Source organism: Roseovarius sp. MS2 (assembly GCF_051447875.1).
Classification (GTDB): Bacteria; Pseudomonadota; Alphaproteobacteria; order Rhodobacterales; family Rhodobacteraceae; genus Roseovarius; species Roseovarius mucosus_A.
In genome coordinates, this window is record NZ_JBKHVF010000001.1 from 585,638 (window position 1) to 603,973 (window position 18,336).

Annotated in this window: 15 protein-coding genes; 8 read left to right on the forward strand and 7 right to left on the reverse strand. The window is 59.8% G+C overall.

Features of this window, described 5'->3' with window-relative positions:
- Positions 1 to 4: 4 nt before the first annotated feature.
- The 3 genes from ACLGGT_RS02995 to ACLGGT_RS03005 form a co-directional block, all read right to left on the reverse strand.
- Entirely contained in the window at positions 5 to 733 is a 729-nt protein-coding gene (locus ACLGGT_RS02995) for an alpha/beta fold hydrolase (protein WP_008279150.1), read from the reverse strand.
- A gap of 83 nt (positions 734 to 816) precedes the next feature.
- A complete protein-coding gene (locus ACLGGT_RS03000) occupies positions 817 to 1,560 on the reverse strand; it encodes an alpha/beta fold hydrolase (protein WP_437195012.1) in 744 nt (247 codons plus the stop codon).
- Between the two features lie 87 nt (positions 1,561 to 1,647).
- Entirely contained in the window at positions 1,648 to 1,872 is a 225-nt protein-coding gene (locus ACLGGT_RS03005; RefSeq protein WP_008279152.1) for a hypothetical protein, read from the reverse strand.
- Positions 1,873 to 2,121: 249 nt separating this feature from the next.
- Here ACLGGT_RS03005 and thrS point away from each other — a divergent pair, with 249 nt between their 5' ends.
- A complete protein-coding gene (thrS, locus tag ACLGGT_RS03010) occupies positions 2,122 to 4,068 on the forward strand; it encodes a threonine--tRNA ligase (protein ID WP_437195014.1) in 1,947 nt (648 codons plus the stop codon).
- Between the two features lie 12 nt (positions 4,069 to 4,080).
- On the opposite strand, the gene ACLGGT_RS03015 is transcribed toward thrS, so the two are convergent.
- Positions 4,081 to 4,797, reverse strand: a complete 717-nt coding sequence (locus ACLGGT_RS03015; RefSeq protein ID WP_151977259.1) for a GNAT family N-acetyltransferase — start codon at positions 4,795 to 4,797, stop codon at positions 4,081 to 4,083.
- 67 nt (positions 4,798 to 4,864) lie between these two features.
- Entirely contained in the window at positions 4,865 to 6,646 is a 1,782-nt protein-coding gene (gene aspS / locus ACLGGT_RS03020; RefSeq protein WP_151977257.1) for an aspartate--tRNA ligase, read from the reverse strand.
- A 237-nt stretch (positions 6,647 to 6,883) separates the two neighbouring features.
- On the opposite strand from aspS, the gene ACLGGT_RS03025 reads away from it, so the two are divergent.
- Entirely contained in the window at positions 6,884 to 8,110 is a 1,227-nt protein-coding gene (locus tag ACLGGT_RS03025) for an SAM-dependent methyltransferase (RefSeq protein WP_219435025.1), read from the forward strand.
- Between the two features lie 6 nt (positions 8,111 to 8,116).
- Here ACLGGT_RS03025 and ACLGGT_RS03030 read toward each other — a convergent pair whose 3' ends face one another.
- Positions 8,117 to 9,241 carry an aminodeoxychorismate synthase component I gene (locus ACLGGT_RS03030; RefSeq protein WP_437195016.1) on the reverse strand — a complete coding sequence of 375 codons (1,125 nt, stop codon included), beginning with the start codon at positions 9,239 to 9,241 and terminating at the stop codon, positions 8,117 to 8,119.
- A gap of 422 nt (positions 9,242 to 9,663) precedes the next feature.
- On the opposite strand from ACLGGT_RS03030, the gene carB reads away from it, so the two are divergent.
- From carB to ACLGGT_RS03055, 5 genes are all read left to right on the forward strand, one after another.
- Complete coding sequence (carB, locus tag ACLGGT_RS03035) at positions 9,664 to 12,963, forward strand: carbamoyl-phosphate synthase large subunit (protein WP_037296663.1); 3,300 nt, start codon at positions 9,664 to 9,666, stop codon at positions 12,961 to 12,963.
- Positions 12,964 to 13,111: 148 nt separating this feature from the next.
- A complete protein-coding gene (locus ACLGGT_RS03040) occupies positions 13,112 to 13,378 on the forward strand; it encodes a hypothetical protein (protein WP_008279161.1) in 267 nt (88 codons plus the stop codon).
- Positions 13,379 to 13,469: 91 nt separating this feature from the next.
- Positions 13,470 to 13,850: a helix-hairpin-helix domain-containing protein gene (locus tag ACLGGT_RS03045; protein WP_437195017.1), complete on the forward strand. Its 381-nt coding sequence runs from the start codon at positions 13,470 to 13,472 to the stop codon at positions 13,848 to 13,850.
- Between the two features lie 598 nt (positions 13,851 to 14,448).
- Positions 14,449 to 14,787 carry a hypothetical protein gene (locus tag ACLGGT_RS03050; protein ID WP_008279163.1) on the forward strand — a complete coding sequence of 113 codons (339 nt, stop codon included), beginning with the start codon at positions 14,449 to 14,451 and terminating at the stop codon, positions 14,785 to 14,787.
- Positions 14,788 to 15,021: 234 nt separating this feature from the next.
- On the forward strand, positions 15,022 to 16,710 hold the full coding sequence (locus ACLGGT_RS03055; RefSeq protein WP_437195018.1) for a type I secretion protein: 1,689 nt from the start codon (positions 15,022 to 15,024) through the stop codon (positions 16,708 to 16,710).
- Positions 16,711 to 16,723: 13 nt separating this feature from the next.
- Here the strand turns inward: ACLGGT_RS03055 and ACLGGT_RS03060 are convergent, their stop codons facing one another.
- On the reverse strand, positions 16,724 to 17,509 hold the full coding sequence (locus tag ACLGGT_RS03060; RefSeq protein WP_437197388.1) for an ABC transporter permease: 786 nt from the start codon (positions 17,507 to 17,509) through the stop codon (positions 16,724 to 16,726).
- 223 nt (positions 17,510 to 17,732) lie between these two features.
- On the opposite strand from ACLGGT_RS03060, the gene ACLGGT_RS03065 reads away from it, so the two are divergent.
- A complete protein-coding gene (locus tag ACLGGT_RS03065; RefSeq protein ID WP_008279166.1) occupies positions 17,733 to 18,335 on the forward strand; it encodes a GcrA family cell cycle regulator in 603 nt (200 codons plus the stop codon).
- Position 18,336: the final 1 nt, after the last annotated feature.

The following is an 18,336-nucleotide window of genomic DNA, read 5'->3' on the forward strand; positions in this document are numbered from 1 at the left end:
TCCCTCACGCATCAACCCGCCGTTGCAGCACCAGCGGCTGCCGCAGCCACCCTCGCAACGCCGCCGTCGTCGTCTCGGGCTGCTCCAGCACCGGCAAATGCCCCGCCCCCGGCACCACCACCAGATTGGCATAGGGGATGAGATCGGCCATGAACCGATGCCGCTTGACCGGCGTCAGCCCATCCTCTTCTCCGCACAGCACCAGCACCGGCACCTGACACCGCCGCAACACCGCCTGATAATCGCGCCGGCGCTGCAACGCCCGCGTCTGCCGGATAATCACCTCCGGCCCAATCGCCTCGGCCATCCGCACCACCTCGGCCATCACCTCCGCCCGCCGTGGCCCAGATGCCAGATACTCTGGCCGCAGCAACATTTGCGCCGCCGCGGCCACCGCCCCGGTTCTCAGCTTGATGATGAACGGCTCATAGGCCGTGGCCGATTGCGGCGTCTCGGCCAGCGCATTGGTATCCATCAGCGCAAGCCGCGTCACACGATCCGGCGCGCGGCGTAAAATCTCCATCGCCACGATCCCACCCATCGACAACCCCGCAAGCGCAAACCGGCGCGGCAGCACATCAAGCAGGTCTGAAGCGATTTCCTCGATCCGGTCCCCGCCCGTGATTGGCGCAACGGTCACGGCCATATCCGGGCTCAACGCGGTTATCTGCGGCGCGAAAAGCCGTGCGTCGCACATCATTCCGGGCAAGAACACGACTGGTTCACTGCTCATCCGTCATCCTTGTCTCTGACCCGTCATATATGGAAACACACTGACGCCAGCATGACACCAGATAGGCACCCCCGACAAGGGGCTCACCCGCTCACCTCTGCCACGGTCGCGCCAATCAGCGCCAAACACTCTGGATCGGAAAACCGGTGATCCGCTCCCTTGACCAGACACAGCCGCATATCCGGCCCCGTGGCATGGTCCAACAGCCGCATTGCCACCGACATATCCACATCCCTATCGCAGGTGCCTTGCAGAAATCGAACCGGAAAGGGCAAATTGAGCGGGCTGCGCAACACCAGATTGTTGCGCCCCTCCTCGATCAGCCGCCGTGTGATGATATAGGGCTCGCCATAGTCTGACGGCAACGCAACCTGCCCGTCTTCGATCAGCGCATGCCGTTGGTCGGCATCAAAACTGCCCCACATTCCGTCTTCTGTGAAATCGGGCGCGGCGGCGATTGTCACCAAGCCTGCAACGCGCTCCGGCATCGCCCGCGCCAGCAAAAGCGAAATCCAGCCCCCCATAGAGGACCCGACCAGAATTTGTGGCCCCACCGTCAGAGCTTCGATGACCGCCCGCGCATCCGCCGCCCAATCGCCAATCGCGCCGTCTTCGAAACGGCCTGAGGATTGCCCATGCCCGGAATAGTCAAACCGCAGGAAGGCCCGCCCCTTTGAGCGCGCCCAGTCTTCCAACCACAGCGCCTTGGTGCCCTGCATGTCCGACTTGAACCCACCGAGGAAGACCACACCCGGACCGCTCCCTGCGCTCCGGTGATAGGCCAGATTGCGGCCCTCTGGACCAGCCAAATAGTCAGGGTCCGCCATCGCGCCCTCCGTTTCTGCAACGGCACAATCATGCACGCTGCAACACAGAGGCGCAAACCGGAATTACCGCAGGCGTGGCACCCGGGATCAGCCGCCGATATAGGCGCCGCGACGTGGCCGGTAGAACACTTTTTGATTGTGGAGCCGCCCCAGCAGATCGTGGATCTTGCGCAGGGTCTCATCCGCGCAGGCCAATCCGTCGGCCATACGGTCAGGTTGTGTGGTTAGATCCGCCTTGGTCTTGAGCAAGGCACTTTCGATCAGCTCCATGTCTGCGACCGACAACTCAAAATTCGAATTATACTTCGGCATGTCAGGCCCCCTTCTGGTTGCGCACGCAAGAATCTTGCGTGTCCGATATACGGCATTTAGGGCCTCATATCCGACATGTCCATAGGTTTTTTCTGCACTGCGACAAAAGGAGAAACGTATGCTTTTGCATGCAAAATTCCGTGCGGAAAAGCCCTCCTATTGACCTTGGCCGCCTGAACGGGCATGTGACGCGTATCAAACCCGCAACCGGGCGTTCCGTGGGCGCCAAACCGACGAGGAGCCAAGAAAATGGCCCAGATTTCCCTCAGCTTTCCCGATGGCAATGCGCGCGAATACAGCGCAGGCGTAACCCCCGCAGAGGTGGCCGCCAGCATCTCGCCGTCACTGGCCAAGCGCGCCATTTCCGCCCATGTGGACGGCGCACATTGGGACCTGCAATGGCCCATTGATCGCGACGCAACCATCAGCATCAACACGATCAAGGATGACGCGCCCGCGCTCGAACTCATCCGCCACGACCTTGCCCATATCATGGCCCGCGCGGTGCAGGAAATCTGGCCAGATGTGAAGGTCACGATCGGCCCGGTCATCGCGAATGGCTGGTATTACGATTTTGACCGCACAGCCCCCTTCACCCCCGAAGATCTCGGTCTCATCGAGAAAAAGATGAAAGAGATCATCAACCTGCGTGATCCGGTGCGCACCGAAATCTGGGACCGCGACCGCGCGATCCAGCATTACCGCGACACAGGTGAGCCCTATAAGGTCGAGTTGATCGAGGCGATCCCCGGGTCTGAGCCGCTGCGCATGTATTGGCACGGCGACTGGCAGGATCTCTGCCGGGGTCCGCATTTGCAGAACACCGGGCAGGTGCCCGCCGACGCCTTCAAACTCATGAGCGTGGCTGGCGCCTATTGGCGTGGCGACAGCACGCGGCCCATGCTACAACGCATCTACGGTGTCGCGTTCCAGAACCGCGACGCGCTCAAGGATTACCTGAACTTCCTTGAAGAGGCCGATCGCCGCGACCACCGCAAATTGGGCCGCGAAATGGATCTTTTCCACATGCAGGAAGAGGCCCCCGGTCAGGTGTTTTGGCACCCCAACGGCTGGACCGTCTACACCACGCTTCAGGATTACATGCGCCGCCAGCAACGCCGCGGCGGCTATGTCGAGGTGAACACGCCCCAAGTGGTCGACCGCAAGCTGTGGGAAAGATCCGGCCATTGGGAAAAGTATCAGGAAAATATGTTCATCGTCGAAGTCGACGAGGATCACGCCCGCGAAAAAGCCTTGAACGCATTGAAGCCGATGAATTGCCCCTGCCATGTGCAGATTTTCAATCAGGGCCTCAAATCCTACCGCGACCTGCCCCTGCGCATGGCTGAATTCGGCTCGTGCAACCGCTACGAACCCTCGGGTGCGCTTCATGGCATCATGCGCGTGCGGGGCTTTACGCAGGATGACGCGCATATCTTCTGCACCGAGGATCAGATCGAATCGGAAACCGCACGCTTCATCACCTTTCTGTCGGGTATCTACACCGATCTGGGCTTTCCGAATTTCGAAGTTCTCTTTTCCACCCGCCCCGATGTGCGCGCCGGATCAGACGAGGTCTGGGACAAGGCCGAAGCCGCCCTTCTATCCGCCACCCGCGCCGCAGGCATCGAACCCAAGGTTAATCCGGGCGAAGGCGCGTTCTACGGGCCCAAGCTCGAATTCACCCTGACCGATGCCATCGGGCGCAAATGGCAATGCGGCACGCATCAGGTGGATTTCGTTCTGCCCGAACGGCTGGATGCAAATTACATCGGCACCGACGGGGCCAAACACCGTCCCGTGATGCTGCACCGTGCGGTTCTGGGCAGCTTCGAGCGCTTCATCGGTATCCTGATCGAAGAGCACGCAGGCCGCCTGCCCTTCTGGTTGGCCCCCCGTCAGGTGGTGGTCGCCTCCATCGTGTCTGAGGCCGACGACTACGTTACAAAAGTCGCCCAAAACCTTACAGACCTTAACATCCGCGCCGAGGCCGACACCCGCAACGAAAAGATCAATTACAAGGTCCGCGAGCATTCCTTGGGCAAGGTTCCTGTGATCCTCGCCTGCGGCCCGCGCGAGGTCGAGGATGGCACCGTATCCCTGCGCCGCTTGGGCGAAAAGGACAGCCGCATCGTGCCTTTGGATCAGGTTGCCGCAGAACTGGCACGAGAGGCCACACCGCCTGACCTTTTGTAATATAAGGGGAATTCAGCGCTGCGCCGGATCAGAGGCCACCCGAACCAACCGCGTGAGGCTGCCAAGGCTCTCGCGCTGTTGGCCCTGAGCGTCAAAATTTGACGGGTCCAGCCAAAGCGTAAAGGCCTCTTTCAACGCAGGCCATTCGGCGTCAATCGCGGCAAACCACGCCGTGTCGCGATTGCGCCCCTTGACCACCGTCGCCTGCCGGAAAATCCCCTCGTAACTCAGCCCAAACCTCTGCGCCGCCCGTCGCGAAGGCATGTTAAGCGCATCGCATTTCCATTCGAACCGGCGATAGCCCGCTTCAAAAGCCCATTGAATCAAAAGGAAAATCGCCTCGGTTGCGGCACGGGTGCGCTGAAGAGAGGCGGCAAAATTGATATGCCCCACCTCGATTGTGCCCGCCTGCGGCGTGATCCGCAAATAGCTGGCAACGCCCCCCAAATGCCCGCTGTCGAGGTCGGTAATGGCATAAAACAGCGGGTCACTCCCCGCCGCCATCTCCCGCGCCCACCGGTGCAACTGCGCCGAGGACGAAAACGGCCCATAGGGCAGATAGTCCCAAATCGCATCATCCACCGAAAACGCGCGGTGCAGATCTGCCGCGTGGCGATCCGAATCCAGCCTGTCCAACCGTGCATATCGCCCAACAAGCGGCGCACCATCCGGCGCGGGCGGCGGGGTCCAATTCACCAGCTTTGGCCCAACTGGCCTATTTTGCGTCATTTTTTCGGGCCTTGCACAGTTCCTTGGCGCGACATTGCCCGAATATCACGCCAAGGGAAAGCCCCGCCTAGTCTTGTGGAATGATCCGCAATCCCAGCTCCATCAACTGATCCGAGGTCGGATCAGAGGGTGCATTCATCATCAGGTCTTCGGCCCGCTGGTTCATCGGGAACATGATAACCTCGCGAATATTCGACGTACCCGCCAGCAACATCACGATCCGGTCAATGCCCGCAGCACAGCCGCCATGCGGCGGGGCGCCGTATTGAAACGCGTTGACCATGCCGCCAAACCGCTTGCGCACCTCTTCCTCGCCATACCCGGCCAGCTCAAATGCCTTGATCATGATGTCGAGCTTGTGGTTTCGGATCGCGCCCGACACCAGCTCATAGCCGTTGCAGGCCAGATCATATTGATATCCCAAGACTTTGAGAGGATCACCGCTCAGCGCGTCAATCCCACCCTGCGGCATCGAAAACGGGTTATGCGAGAAATCGACCTTGCCGGTGGTCTCATCGGCCTCATACATCGGGAAATCGACGATCCAGGCAAAGGCAAAGCGGTTCTGATCCGTCAGCCCCAATTCATCGCCAATCACCGTGCGCGCCTTGCCCGCCACCCGCTCAAACGCCGCAGGCTTGCCGCCAAGGAAGAACGCAGCATCGCCCACACCAAGCCCAAGCTGCTGGCGGATCGCTTCGGTGCGTTCCGGGCCGATATTCTTGGCAAGGGGGCCTGCGGCCTCCATCGCGCCATCGGCCTCGCGCCAGAAGATATACCCCATCCCCGGCAGGCCCTCTTTCTGGGCAAAGGCGTTCATGCGGTCGCAGAACTTGCGGCTGCCGCCCGTGGGCGCGGGAATGGCGCGAATTTCTGTGCCGTCTTGCTCCAACAGTTTGGCAAAGATCGCAAAGCCGGACCCCCGAAAATGCTCGGAAACATCCTGCATCTTGATCGGGTTGCGCAGGTCGGGCTTGTCGGTGCCATACCAGAGCGCTGAATCCGCATAGGAAATCTGCGGCCATGCCTCGGGCGCATCCACCGTCTTGTCGCCACCGAACTCTTGGAACACACCTGCGATCACCGGCGCGATGGTGTCAAAGACATCCTGCTGCTCGACAAAGCTCATCTCAAGGTCGAGTTGGTAGAAATCCGTGGGCGAACGGTCGGCGCGCGGGTCTTCATCCCGGAAACAGGGCGCGATCTGAAAATACTTGTCAAAGCCCGACACCATGATCAGCTGCTTGAACTGCTGCGGTGCCTGTGGCAACGCATAGAACTTGCCCGGATGCAAACGCGACGGCACCAGAAAGTCGCGCGCGCCTTCAGGGCTGCTGGCCGTGATGATCGGTGTCTGAAACTCGCGGAATCCCTTGTCCCACATGCGACGGCGCATCGCGGCCACCACATCCGAGCGCAGCACCATATTGCGCTGCATCGCCTCACGGCGCAGGTCAAGATAGCGATAGCGCAGACGTGTTTCCTCTGGGTATTCCTGATCGCCGAACACCTGCAGCGGCAATTCAGCGGCAGAGCCCAGAATCTCCATATCGCGGATGAACACCTCAATCTCGCCAGTCGGGATCTTTGCGTTGATCAACCCAGCATCGCGCGCTTTGACCGCCCCATCGATTCGGATGCAATATTCGCTGCGCAGCTTTTCCACTTGCGCAAAAACCGGGCTATCGGGGTCACAAATGAGCTGAGTTACGCCGTAATGATCGCGCAGGTCGATAAAAAGAACCCCGCCATGATCGCGGATACGGTGCACCCAACCGGCAAGGCGCACATCCGCGCCCACGTCCGTTTTTGTCAGGTCTGCGCAGGAATGGCTGCGATATGCGTGCATGTTGGCTCTCCGGTCCCAAGTCTGGGCTGTCGTTTCGGGTTCGGGCCGATACACCTTGGCGGGGCGGCAAAGTCAAGGGCGTGGGGCCGTGCACGCCGCAAAACCGTTTACACAAAAGGCAATCTGCGCGAAAATACCCGCCACATGAGCAGGCAGGCCCAGAGAACTCGGGCCGAGGGACAAGTTTGGTACGCCGTTGAACTGCGCCGGGTTAGGCGCGCGGACATGGGGTGTGACATGTGGACAAGGGCTCTGGACGGGTTGCTGACCCATCTTTTCAAGCAAGGACATCTAAGCGTGACTTACCCCGACGGGGTCACGCGGCACTATGGCGAGCAGGGCGACGGCATTGCGGTGACGCTGCATGACCCCACGTTGCCCCGGCGCATCGTGCTCTCGCCGGATATGGCGGCGGGCGAAGGCTATATGGATGGCACGCTGACGATCGCGGGCGATGATCTTTACGGCTTTCTCAGCCTCGCGATCACCAATATCGCGGCGCAAGGGCAGCCATGGTTCCGGCGTCCTATGGAAACGCTGCGCTGGCTCAAGCGGCGTCTGGATCAGTTCAACCCGGCGGCGCGGTCGCGCGCCAATGTAGCGCATCATTACGATCTGTCTGGCGCTCTGTACGATCTCTTTCTCGATGCCGACCGGCAATATTCCTGCGCCTATTTCGCCCGCCCCGACATGACACTGGAAGAGGCGCAGGCCGCCAAAAAGGCACATATCGCCGCCAAGCTGCTGATCCGTCCGGGCATGCGCGTGCTCGACATCGGCTGTGGCTGGGGCGGCATGGGGTTGACGCTTGCGCGCGATTTTGGCGCGCAGGTGACGGGCGTGACCCTATCGCAGGAACAGCATGCGGTGGCCAATCAGCGTGCGCAACAGGCGGGGCTGGCGGACAAGGTGCGGTTCCACCTCATGGATTACCGCGATGTGAAGGGGCAGTTTGACCGCATCGTATCCGTGGGCATGTTCGAGCATGTGGGCGTGCCCCATTACGATGCCTATTTCGCCACGGTTCAACGGCTGCTGGCCCCCGATGGCATAGCTCTTATCCATACCATCGGGCGGGCGGGGCCGCCGGGTGCGACAAGCCCGTGGATCACGAAATACATCTTTCCGGGGGGCTATTGCCCGGCCATGTCCGAGGCGGTGGCCGCCGTGGAACGGCACGGGCTGGTGACGACGGATGTCGAGGTGTGGCGCCTACACTATGCGGAAACGCTGCGCCATTGGCGCGACCGGTTCGAGGCAAATCTCGACAAAGTCCGCACGCTCTATGATGAGCGCTTTTGTCGGATGTGGCGCTATTACCTGATCGCCAGCGAGCTTACCTTTCGCCTTAACAATCAGGTGGTGTTCCAGTTCCAACTGACACCGAAACAGGAGGCCGTGCCACTGACCCGCGATTACCTATACAGCAACAGGGCTAACGGCCTGCGACACGCTGCCGAATAGGCCCTATCAGGCAGGAACGGGCGCAAGCGCACGTGCGAACCGCGCCTTCCATAGCGCCTCTTCGTATTCGCCCCAGGCCGTGCTGTCATAGACCACACCGCCCCCAACGTTGAGGGTTGCGCGCCCATCCTCGAGCATCAGCGTGCGAATGGCCACATTGAATTCGGCCCGTCCATCCGGTGCGGCCCAACCGATAGCGCCGCAATAGATATCGCGGGCATGGTGCTCCAACTCGGCCAAGATTTGCATCGCGCGCAGTTTCGGCGCGCCAGTGATCGAGCCACAGGGAAAAAGCGCGCGCAAAATATCCGACAGGCCCATATCGGGCATGAGATCAGCGGTGATGAGCGAGGTCATCTGATGCAGCGTCTCATAGGTCTCGACCGAGAATAGCTCGGGCACGCGCACGCTGCCGGGCAGGCTGACCCGGCTGATGTCATTGCGCAATAGGTCCACGATCATCAGGTTTTCGGCGCGGTTTTTGGCGTCCGATTGCAGGAAAAACCGCCGCCGCGCATCCTCGGCCGCGTCGGTGCTGCGGGGCTGCGTGCCCTTCATGGGCCGTGTTTCGATCCGCCCATCGGCATGGGTGCGAAAGAACAACTCGGGCGAACGCGACAGGATCGCGGGCAGGCCTGCCGCCTCGATCAATGCGCCATACCGCACCGGCTGAATGGCGCAGAGCGCGGCATAAAGCGCCTGCGGCGTGCCTTGGGCCGTCATGCGCAGCGGAAAGGTCAAATTGGCCTGATAGATATCACCCGCACAAATATACTCATGCACCGCCTGAAAGGCCCGCGCATAGCGGGCCTGATCCCAGTCAGGCACCAGATCGCCAAGCGAGGCCTGCCCCGCCTTGAGCGGCGCGGCTTTGATGGGGGCGGCATAGGTTCCAAATTGCAAAAGCGGCAAACGACGGGATGCGGGCATGGACGAGGCCAACCGTGGCTCCAGCGCATGACCAAGTTCATAACTTGCAAAGCCCGCCAGCCAAAAGCCCTCTGCCCGCGCCTCGTCAAGCGCTGCAAGTGCGGCGGGCACCTCTTCGGGCGTCTGCGCCACGATCAGGCGTTCGGGCTGAGCAAACTGGCAGGCGTCGGTGTTGGGCCCATGATCGAAACGAATCTGCACGTCGCATCCTCTTGGCAAGTGGGATGTATTTAGGCGCGTGATCCACAAAGCACACCCTTAAATACGTCGGTTTGAGCCAGTTTTGCGGTCACAGGCGCCCTTGGCTGCGCTTAAAGGCGGGGAAACGCTGGATAAAGGCGTTTTCAGGGGGCTCAGCGAGCCTGCAAAAGGGCGGCGGCGGCTTGATCAGTGTCTGGTGTTCTGTCGCACCGGTGCAAGTTGGGCAAGTGTTGATGGACGTCAAGGAGAGCGCGAAAGGCGCGCTCGACCGGGTCTTTCTAAAGGATGCGGCAGAGTTGCCCGAAACCTCCTGAGCATGGCACGGGTTTGCCCCTTGCACCCCGGCCCGTGATGGCTATAACCCCACCAATTTGCGCAGGTGGGCCAGCCCCTCCTGCCCTTCCAGCTGCCCGGGGACCGATATGCCGAAAAGAACCGATATTTCATCCATCATGATCATCGGAGCGGGGCCAATCATCATCGGACAGGCCTGTGAATTCGACTATTCCGGCGCTCAGGCCTGCAAGGCATTACGCGAAGAAGGGTATCGCGTCATCCTCGTCAACTCGAACCCGGCCACGATCATGACCGACCCAGAATTGGCCGATGCGACCTATATCGAGCCGATCACCCCCGAAGTGGTCGCCCGTATCATCGAAAAGGAACGCCCTGACGCGCTCTTGCCCACGATGGGTGGGCAAACCGGGTTGAACACCGCCCTTGCGGTGGCAGATATGGGCGTGCTTGAGAAATTCGGCGTGGAACTGATCGGCGCCAACCGTCAGGCCATTGAAATGGCCGAAGATCGCAAGCTTTTCCGCGAGGCGATGGACCGGCTCGGGATCGAGAATCCCAAGGCGACCATTGCCAACAACATGGATGAATGTATGGCGGCGATTGATTACGTCGGCCTGCCCGCGATCATCCGCCCCGCCTTTACCCTTGGTGGCACCGGCGGCGGCGTGGCGTATAATCGCGACGATTATATCCACTTCTGCAAGACCGGCCTTGATGCCTCTCCCGTAAGCCAGATCCTGATCGACGAAAGCCTTCTGGGATGGAAGGAGTTCGAGATGGAGGTGGTCCGCGACAAGGCGGACAACGCAATCATCGTCTGTGCTATCGAAAACATCGACCCGATGGGCGTGCATACGGGCGATTCGATCACCGTGGCCCCTGCGCTGACCCTCACCGACAAGGAATACCAGATCATGCGCAACGGCAGCATTGCCGTGCTGCGCGAGATCGGGGTGGAAACCGGCGGCTCCAACGTGCAATGGGCGGTGAACCCCGAAGATGGCCGCATGGTGGTGATCGAGATGAACCCGCGCGTGTCGCGGTCGTCGGCGCTGGCAAGCAAGGCCACAGGATTTCCGATTGCCAAAATCGCGGCCAAACTGGCGGTAGGCTATACGCTCGATGAGTTGGACAATGACATCACCAAGGTGACACCGGCCAGCTTCGAGCCGACCATCGACTATGTCGTCACCAAGATTCCGCGCTTTGCCTTTGAAAAATTCCCCGGTGCCAAGCCGCATCTGACCACCGCGATGAAATCGGTGGGCGAAGCGATGGCGATTGGGCGCACCATCCATGAGAGCCTGCAAAAGGCGTTGGCGTCGATGGAAACCGGCCTCACCGGCTTTGACGAGGTCGAGATCGAGGGGGCCCCTGACAAGGCCGCCGTGATCCGCGCGCTCTCGGTTGCCACCCCAGACCGTATGCGCACCATCGCACAGGCCATGCGCCACGGCCTGAGCGACGACGAAATCAACGCCGCAACCGCGTTCGATCCGTGGTTCCTTGCCCGTATTCGAGAGATTGTTGACGCCGAAGAGCGCATCCGGCGCGACGGCCTGCCGCTGACTGAAAATGGCCTGCGCCAGCTTAAGATGCTGGGCTTTACCGATGCCCGTCTGGCCAAGCTGACGGGTCGCGATGAAGGTCAGGTGCGCCGTGCCCGCGTCAATTTGGGGGTGCGTGCCGTGTTCAAGCGGATCGACACATGCGCCGCCGAGTTTGAGGCACAGACGCCCTACATGTATTCCACCTACGAGGCCCCGATGATGGGCGAGGTCGAATGCGAGGCGCGCCCATCCGGCGCCAAAAAGGTGGTCATTCTGGGGGGCGGCCCCAACCGGATCGGTCAGGGGATCGAGTTCGACTATTGCTGCTGCCATGCCTGCTTTGCCCTGTCCAAGACCGGGTATGAGACAATCATGATCAACTGCAACCCCGAGACAGTCTCGACCGACTATGACACGTCAGACCGCCTCTATTTCGAGCCTCTGACGTTTGAGCATGTGATGGAAATCCTGACCAAAGAGCAGGAAAACGGCACGCTTCATGGGGTCATCGTGCAGTTTGGCGGGCAAACGCCACTCAAACTTGCCCGTGCGCTTGAAGCTGAGGGAATTCCGATCCTAGGCACCACCCCCGACGCGATTGATCTGGCCGAAGACCGCGAACGGTTTCAGACGCTTGTCACCAAACTTGGCCTTAAGCAGCCGCATAATGGCATCGCCAGCACCGGGGCGCAGGCCCTTGCGATTGCCGAAGACATCGGTTTTCCATTGGTCATCCGCCCCTCCTATGTCTTGGGTGGCCGCGCAATGGAAATCGTGCGCGACATGGCGCATCTGGAGCGTTACATCAACGAGGCGGTCGTGGTGTCGGGCGATAGCCCCGTGCTGCTCGACAGCTATCTCTCTGGTGCCATCGAATGTGACGTAGACGCGCTCTGCGATGGCAGCCGCGTTCATGTGGCGGGCATCATGCAACATATCGAAGAAGCGGGCGTGCATTCAGGCGACTCCGCCTGCTCATTGCCCCCCTATTCGCTGAGCGATGCAACCATTGCCGAGATCAAGAAGCAGACCGAAGCCCTAGCGCTCGCGCTCAATGTCGTAGGGCTGATGAATGTGCAATTCGCGGTCAAGGGCGACGACATCTATCTGATCGAGGTCAACCCCCGCGCAAGCCGCACCGTGCCTTTCGTGGCCAAGGCGACCGACAGCGCCATTGCATCAATCGCCGCGCGCCTCATGGCGGGTGAAACGCTCGACGCATTTCCCTTCCGTGGCCCCTACCCCAAAGATACCAAGCCCGGCACATTGCCAATGGCCGATCAGATGACGCTGGCCGATCCCAATATGCCGTGGTTCTCTGTCAAAGAGGCGGTTCTTCCCTTTGCCCGCTTCCCCGGTGTGGACACGATCCTTGGTCCGGAAATGCGCTCGACCGGCGAGGTGATGGGCTGGGATGTGTCCTTCCCGCGCGCCTTCCTCAAGGCGCAGATGGGCGCGGGCGTGGACCTTCCTGAAAGCGGGCGCGTGTTCATATCTATCAAGGATATGGACAAGCAACCGCAGATGATCGAGGCGGCACAAGTACTGGTCGACCTTGGGTTCGAGATCATCGCCACGCGCGGCACAGCGGCCTTTTTGTCAGAAGCAGGCATTGCGTGCGAAATCGTGAACAAGGTCTATGAGGGACGCCCCAATATCGTTGATCTGCTCAAGGATGGTCAGATAGCGCTTGTGATGAACACAACCGAAGGCACGCAGGCAGTCGAGGACAGCCGCGAAATCCGCTCGGTCGCGCTCTATGACAAGATCCCCTATTACACGACCATGGCCGGCTCTCATGCCGCAGCCCTTGCCATCAAGGCGCGGCAAGAGGGGGAATTGACGGTGCTACCTTTGCAGGGCGGCACCGCCTGACCCGGCAGGCTTACCATCCTTCAAGACAAGCAAGCGGCGCGCCAATGGCGGGCCGTTTTTTATTGGCGAACGCTCGGGGTCACATTAAGAATGTATATACATTGCATAGGCATTGTGTTACTTTTCGGGCATTTAAGGACGCCGCCACATGGCAGATGGACCACTCAACAAGAAAGACCGCAAGGACAGCCAGCTCATTCTGCGTATCAACGGCAAGGAACGTGATGACTTCATTGCGCTTTGCGAAGCCTTGGATACGAGTGCGGCACGCGAGATCCGCGCTTTCATACGTGGCTTTGTCAAATCCCATGAAACACAGGCGTCGCCCCCAATTCCGACACCTACCATCCCGAATGACATAGCTGAGACCCAAGAGAAAAAGCGCAAAGCCAAACGAGATAAAAAGCGGAAATGACGACCCTCAAATACTGAAACAGCCCATATATAAAGACCTCACAGACCCGCATTCATTCAACTGCAACTCACGACTTCACAGGACAAAATCCATGTCAGATCTCAACGACATCCCCGGCGTCGGCCCCGCTATCGCCCTTGGCCTTGCCAATATCGGCATCACGACCACCGAACACCTGAGTAAAGCCGATGTGGCGACACTCATCCAAGTGCGCGGCATCTCAGAGGCGCGCGCCGAGCGGTTCATCGCCGTGGCCAATATGGTTCTTGCCGCCCCAGAGCTGCCCAAAGCGGCCCCGGTCAATGCAAAAAAGACCGCAGAGACCAAACCATCTAAGGACAAGCCAAAGTCCAAGAAAGGCGGGGGCAAAAAGGATAAGAAGCCCAAGAAAGACAAAAAGAAAGATAAGAAGAAGAAGGGCGACAAATCCGGCTCCGATAAGAAGTCCAAAAAAGGCAAGAAGAAGAAATAGCGCCGAGCTCGTGGAATGAACGGCAGGTTGGAGCGTCAATCTGCCGGTGTCCGATGAGCCAGGCGCATGCCCGCACTTCGAACCTTCGTCCCGATGGGCCACAGACCGACAATGCACAAGACTAGAGGCTGTCCACCGTGATGCGGCAGTATATCGCGCTTGGCACGTGGCTGACATCTGTGCCGCAGCCCCTGCTTTCTGGATCACCAGCGACTTCTCCCGCCGCCCGGTGCCTGTGCGGATTGGCGCAAACGCAGTTCTGTACGACCAAGAATAGCGCGCAAGACAGGCGTGGCGCGATACGGCTAAACCTTTGCTCCGCCATAGGAAAGGCGGAGAAGAACACGCGGAATAGACATCCCATTCATCGCAAAAATCTTAGGCGATACCAATACCGCCATTGGCCTCCTACGGATACTTTGGGGATCGGGAAAAGCAGGCTATAGAAATACACTCTGCTCAGTCGGCTTAGAGACCTTGTGTTAACTATCGTGGGCCAGAGCATTGTTGCGAATTGAAGAATCTCGGCAATTCAGGCAAACATTCCGAATAACAAAGCCCACAACCGGGCGGACGAAACGAGCAAGAGGCGCAGGCTATGAAGCATTGGGTGATGTTGGGTGTGGTTCTGGCACTTGCAGGGTGTGGCGGGGGTGATGGCGGTCGTGGGACCAGCGGTGCCACGCCGATGGCCAGCGGCCCGATCAGCTCAGCATGCATGCAATCCGACCGCAAGGCGCGCTCACGTGCCCTATGCGGCTGCATTCAGGCCGTTGCCAATGATACACTCAGCAGTGCTCAGCAACGCCGCGCTGTCCGGTTCTACCGCGACCCGCAAGTGGCGCAAGATATCCGTCAATCCAAACGCCCCGGCGACGAGCGATTTTGGGACGCCTACAGCGCCTATGCGCAACGCGCCGAGCGGGTCTGTCGCTAACCCCAGCCAATCCAGATCAGAACCTAAACAGCATCGCGCCTATGGCTGCGGCCAAAGGCGCTATCGCAACCCCTCAGACTTGGCCTATCAGCCCCGCCAAAAGGCGGCTTAGACCTTGCAATACAACAATAATCACGTTAAGGTTGTATTGTGATGATTGATTTATCCCTTAAATAGTATCTTCAGGCGAAACAATGCTGTGTCGGTTCGTTTCAGACACATTGGAGCCGTGGGATGCCGTTCATTCTGTCGATCGAGGACGTCGGGGGTCCGTCTTTTACTGCCGCGCATTTTGGGGGCAACCTGCTTGCGACACGCGATGTCGTCGGCACCAATGGAACCTTTGCGGACACCGCTGCAACACTCGGAATGGCGCATCTGCGTTATCCCGGTGGCGCATTGACAGAAAATTGCGCCTGCATTTATGAGGCGGATCGTCTGTCAGAGCCGCCGCGCACCACTGACGAACCGGTCCAGACCTCCGTGACCGAGATGTTCAGCTATGCCACCCAAGCGGGCATTGCGCTGACCCTTGTTCTGCCGACCCGTGACTTTCTGACTGATGTCAGCGATGAAAATGGCCATCGCTTTGCAGATGTTGACGAGGCGGCCGTTCGACAATTCATCGCGGATATCGCCGAGGGCAACTTCGGCACTGCACCCGTCATTCAGGCCTTTGAAATCGGCAATGAATATTGGGGCAGCGGTGAGATGAACACTGTCGAATATGGGCGTCTGGCCTCTGAAATGGCGCTGATCGTCGAGGATGAGATGTCACGGCATCCCGCAAGCCCGCAATTTGCGGATACTGATATTCTCGTGCAGATGGGAACGAACCACGGGGTATCGGACTTGTCCGGCCTATTTGATGGCACAGGCTCAGAACAGCTTGCCGCTGCGAACCAGATGTTTGGCCTGTCCCTGTCCGAGGAGGGATACATCTACTCGTCCGGCGAGGTCGCATGGTCCAAGGTGAACAACGCAATCCTCATGGACCAGTTCGATACCGACGCAGAGCGCGCGGCAGTGGATGGAATCGTCGCACATATCTACTCGCGCGGTGAGGATGTACCGGGTAGCCGCTACTTTGAATTATCCCAAATCAGGGACACCTGGCTCGAGGAAATGCCAGACCTCAAGGTCTATGCCACAGAGTGGAACCTCAAGCGCACGGTCGGGGACACCCGTGAAGAAGAATTCGGCCTGAAACAGGCCCATGAAATGCTCAACATCGTCGAGGCGTTTCATTGGGGCGGGGTTGATGCCGCGCATGCCTGGGCGCTTCAGTTGAACAGCCGCACCGCCCTAGCCGAGGTTGAGGGAGACGCCGAAATGCGCGTCGCCGGAGAGATGTTTCGGCTGATGAACGAGGTTCTTCCGGGCACACGACCCCTGGCGCTTGTTGGCAGCGCAGGACGAGAAACCGAATTGCAAGGCACCACCGCCGATGTGCACAGCTTTTATGCCCAAGACCGGCTCGTGACCTTCATCGCCTCAACCTCTGATGGGCAGAGCGAGCAGGTTGTCGACTTCAACAATCTGGTGACGCAGAGCGGCGAGGTCTCAATCACACGGCTCGGCGTGGCCGAGGGGGAAAATCCGACTTTCACATCAGCAGAACCACAGATCACCCACGAAGACGCGAGTGCGCTTTTGGCGGATGGTATTCTGATCGCGGATCTGGCCCCTCGGGAAATCCTGATGATCGAGATGTCCAACCCCACCTTTACCGACGCGGTGCGAGAGATCGCAGCACAGGATGTGCCGGCTGATGATCCGGTCCTGCCCATGCTGCCCCCCGAAGCCCCGCCACAAGACCAAAACAACCCACCAGATCAGCAAGCTGAAGATGAGGGCAAGGATGACGGCGGATTCGTGTCCACGTTGCTCGGCGTGCTCCCCCTCTTGTTCTTTGCAGGGTAGCCGATATTGCCCCTCAAGCCTTGAGCCGATATCCCGTGGCCAGCATTCGCCAAGCCGTCAGGCAGATCACGAGGGTCGCCGTAGCGCCCACCGCCAGCCCAAGCAGCGGATCGCTGTCCGACACACCGATCACCCCATAGCGCGCGCCGTCGATCAGGTAGAAAATCGGGTTAAAATGCGTGACCGTGTAGAGCACAGGGGGCAGTGCCTCGACCGAATAAAAGGTGCCCGACAGAAATGCCAGCGGCGTCACGATGAAATTGGTGATCGCCGCCATCTGATCGAATTTATTGGCAAAAATCCCTGCGACAATGCCAATCCCACTCAGAAATGCCGCACCAAGCAGCACAAAGCAGAGCGCCCACATCGGATGCGCAAGCCCGATCCCAAGGAAAACCCACAGCCCAAGCCAGATCGCAACAGCCACCAGCAGGCCGCGCCCCACGCCCCCCGCAAGATAGCCAAGCACCAACTCCCCCGCTGAGAGCGGCGGCATCAAAGTATCCACAATATTGCCCTGCACCTTCGAGATGACGATGGACGAAGAGGTATTGGCAAATGCGTTCTGAATGACCGTCATCATCAGAATGCCCGGCGCGATAAAGGTGGTAAAAGGCACGCCCATCACATCGCCCCGTGTCGGACCAATGGCGATGCTGAAAATCAGCAGAAAAAGACCCGCCGTCACCAAAGGTGCCATAATGGTCTGTGTCCAGACTGCCATGAAGCGGCGTGTTTCACGCTCTGCCAGCGTGGCCAGCCCCAACCAATTGACGCGCCCGAACCGCCGCGATCCCATTGCCGCCGTGACGGGCGATCCCTCGTGTCGTGCGTGATCTGTCATTTATCGCTCCTTGCCTGCGTGGTCTGGCTCTTTTGGGCGCGTTTCCACCACGATGTGCTGCCTGCCCGCGATTCGATGCCTTGTAACTCACACGCCAGTGACTAGAATAGGGGCTTGATCAGATTTGCAAGGCGGCGGGCCCGGGGCCCGGTCCGCCTTTTGACCGAAGGAAGCCCCGATGTCCTGGAACGACGAACGCGTTGAAATGCTCAAGAAGATGTGGGGAGAAGGTCAGTCCGCAAGCCAGATCGCCAAGGAGTTGGGCGGCGTGACCCGCAATGCGGTGATTGGCAAGGTGCATCGCCTTGGCCTGTCCAATCGCAATGGCACCGGGCCCACAGGGGCCCCTGCCCCCAGCACCCCAGATCCCAAGGCCAAACCCGCTGCGGCCAAGACCGCCGAAGCGCCTGCGCCCAAGCCTGCACCCAAGCCCGCAGCACGGGCCGAGGAGCAGCCGGAACCCGCGAATGAACCGGTCGCCGTGGCCCCCATCAGCCGGATCAAGGCGATCATTCCTGCGGGCCAACCGCTGCCACCGCAGCCTTCGGCCAACGAAATCGACCCCGCAGCCTTGGCCAAGGTCAGCGAGATCGAAAAGAAGGCCAAAAAGCTCACGCTGATGGAATTGACCGAACGCACCTGCAAATGGCCGGTGGGTGATCCCGCCACGCCAGATTTCTGGTTCTGCGGGTTGCCGGTGCAATCCGGCAAACCCTATTGCGAGGCGCATGTGGGCGTCGCGTTCCAACCGATGAGCAGCCGCCGCGACCGCAAGCGCTGAG

Coding starts and splice junctions, on each gene's coding strand:
- ACLGGT_RS02995 (WP_008279150.1), bottom strand. CDS start 733: ATGAGCAGTGAACCAGTCGTGTTCTTGCCCGGAATGATGTGCGACGCA.
- ACLGGT_RS03000 (WP_437195012.1), bottom strand. CDS start 1,560: ATGGCGGACCCTGACTATTTGGCTGGTCCAGAGGGCCGCAATCTGGCC.
- ACLGGT_RS03005 (WP_008279152.1), bottom strand. CDS start 1,872: ATGCCGAAGTATAATTCGAATTTTGAGTTGTCGGTCGCAGACATGGAG.
- thrS (WP_437195014.1), top strand. CDS start 2,122: ATGGCCCAGATTTCCCTCAGCTTTCCCGATGGCAATGCGCGCGAATAC.
- ACLGGT_RS03015 (WP_151977259.1), bottom strand. CDS start 4,797: ATGACGCAAAATAGGCCAGTTGGGCCAAAGCTGGTGAATTGGACCCCG.
- aspS (WP_151977257.1), bottom strand. CDS start 6,646: ATGCACGCATATCGCAGCCATTCCTGCGCAGACCTGACAAAAACGGAC.
- ACLGGT_RS03025 (WP_219435025.1), top strand. CDS start 6,884: ATGTGGACAAGGGCTCTGGACGGGTTGCTGACCCATCTTTTCAAGCAA.
- carB (WP_037296663.1), top strand. CDS start 9,664: ATGCCGAAAAGAACCGATATTTCATCCATCATGATCATCGGAGCGGGG.
- ACLGGT_RS03040 (WP_008279161.1), top strand. CDS start 13,112: ATGGCAGATGGACCACTCAACAAGAAAGACCGCAAGGACAGCCAGCTC.
- ACLGGT_RS03045 (WP_437195017.1), top strand. CDS start 13,470: ATGTCAGATCTCAACGACATCCCCGGCGTCGGCCCCGCTATCGCCCTT.
- ACLGGT_RS03050 (WP_008279163.1), top strand. CDS start 14,449: ATGAAGCATTGGGTGATGTTGGGTGTGGTTCTGGCACTTGCAGGGTGT.
- ACLGGT_RS03055 (WP_437195018.1), top strand. CDS start 15,022: ATGCCGTTCATTCTGTCGATCGAGGACGTCGGGGGTCCGTCTTTTACT.
- ACLGGT_RS03060 (WP_437197388.1), bottom strand. CDS start 17,509: ATGGGATCGCGGCGGTTCGGGCGCGTCAATTGGTTGGGGCTGGCCACG.
- ACLGGT_RS03065 (WP_008279166.1), top strand. CDS start 17,733: ATGTCCTGGAACGACGAACGCGTTGAAATGCTCAAGAAGATGTGGGGA.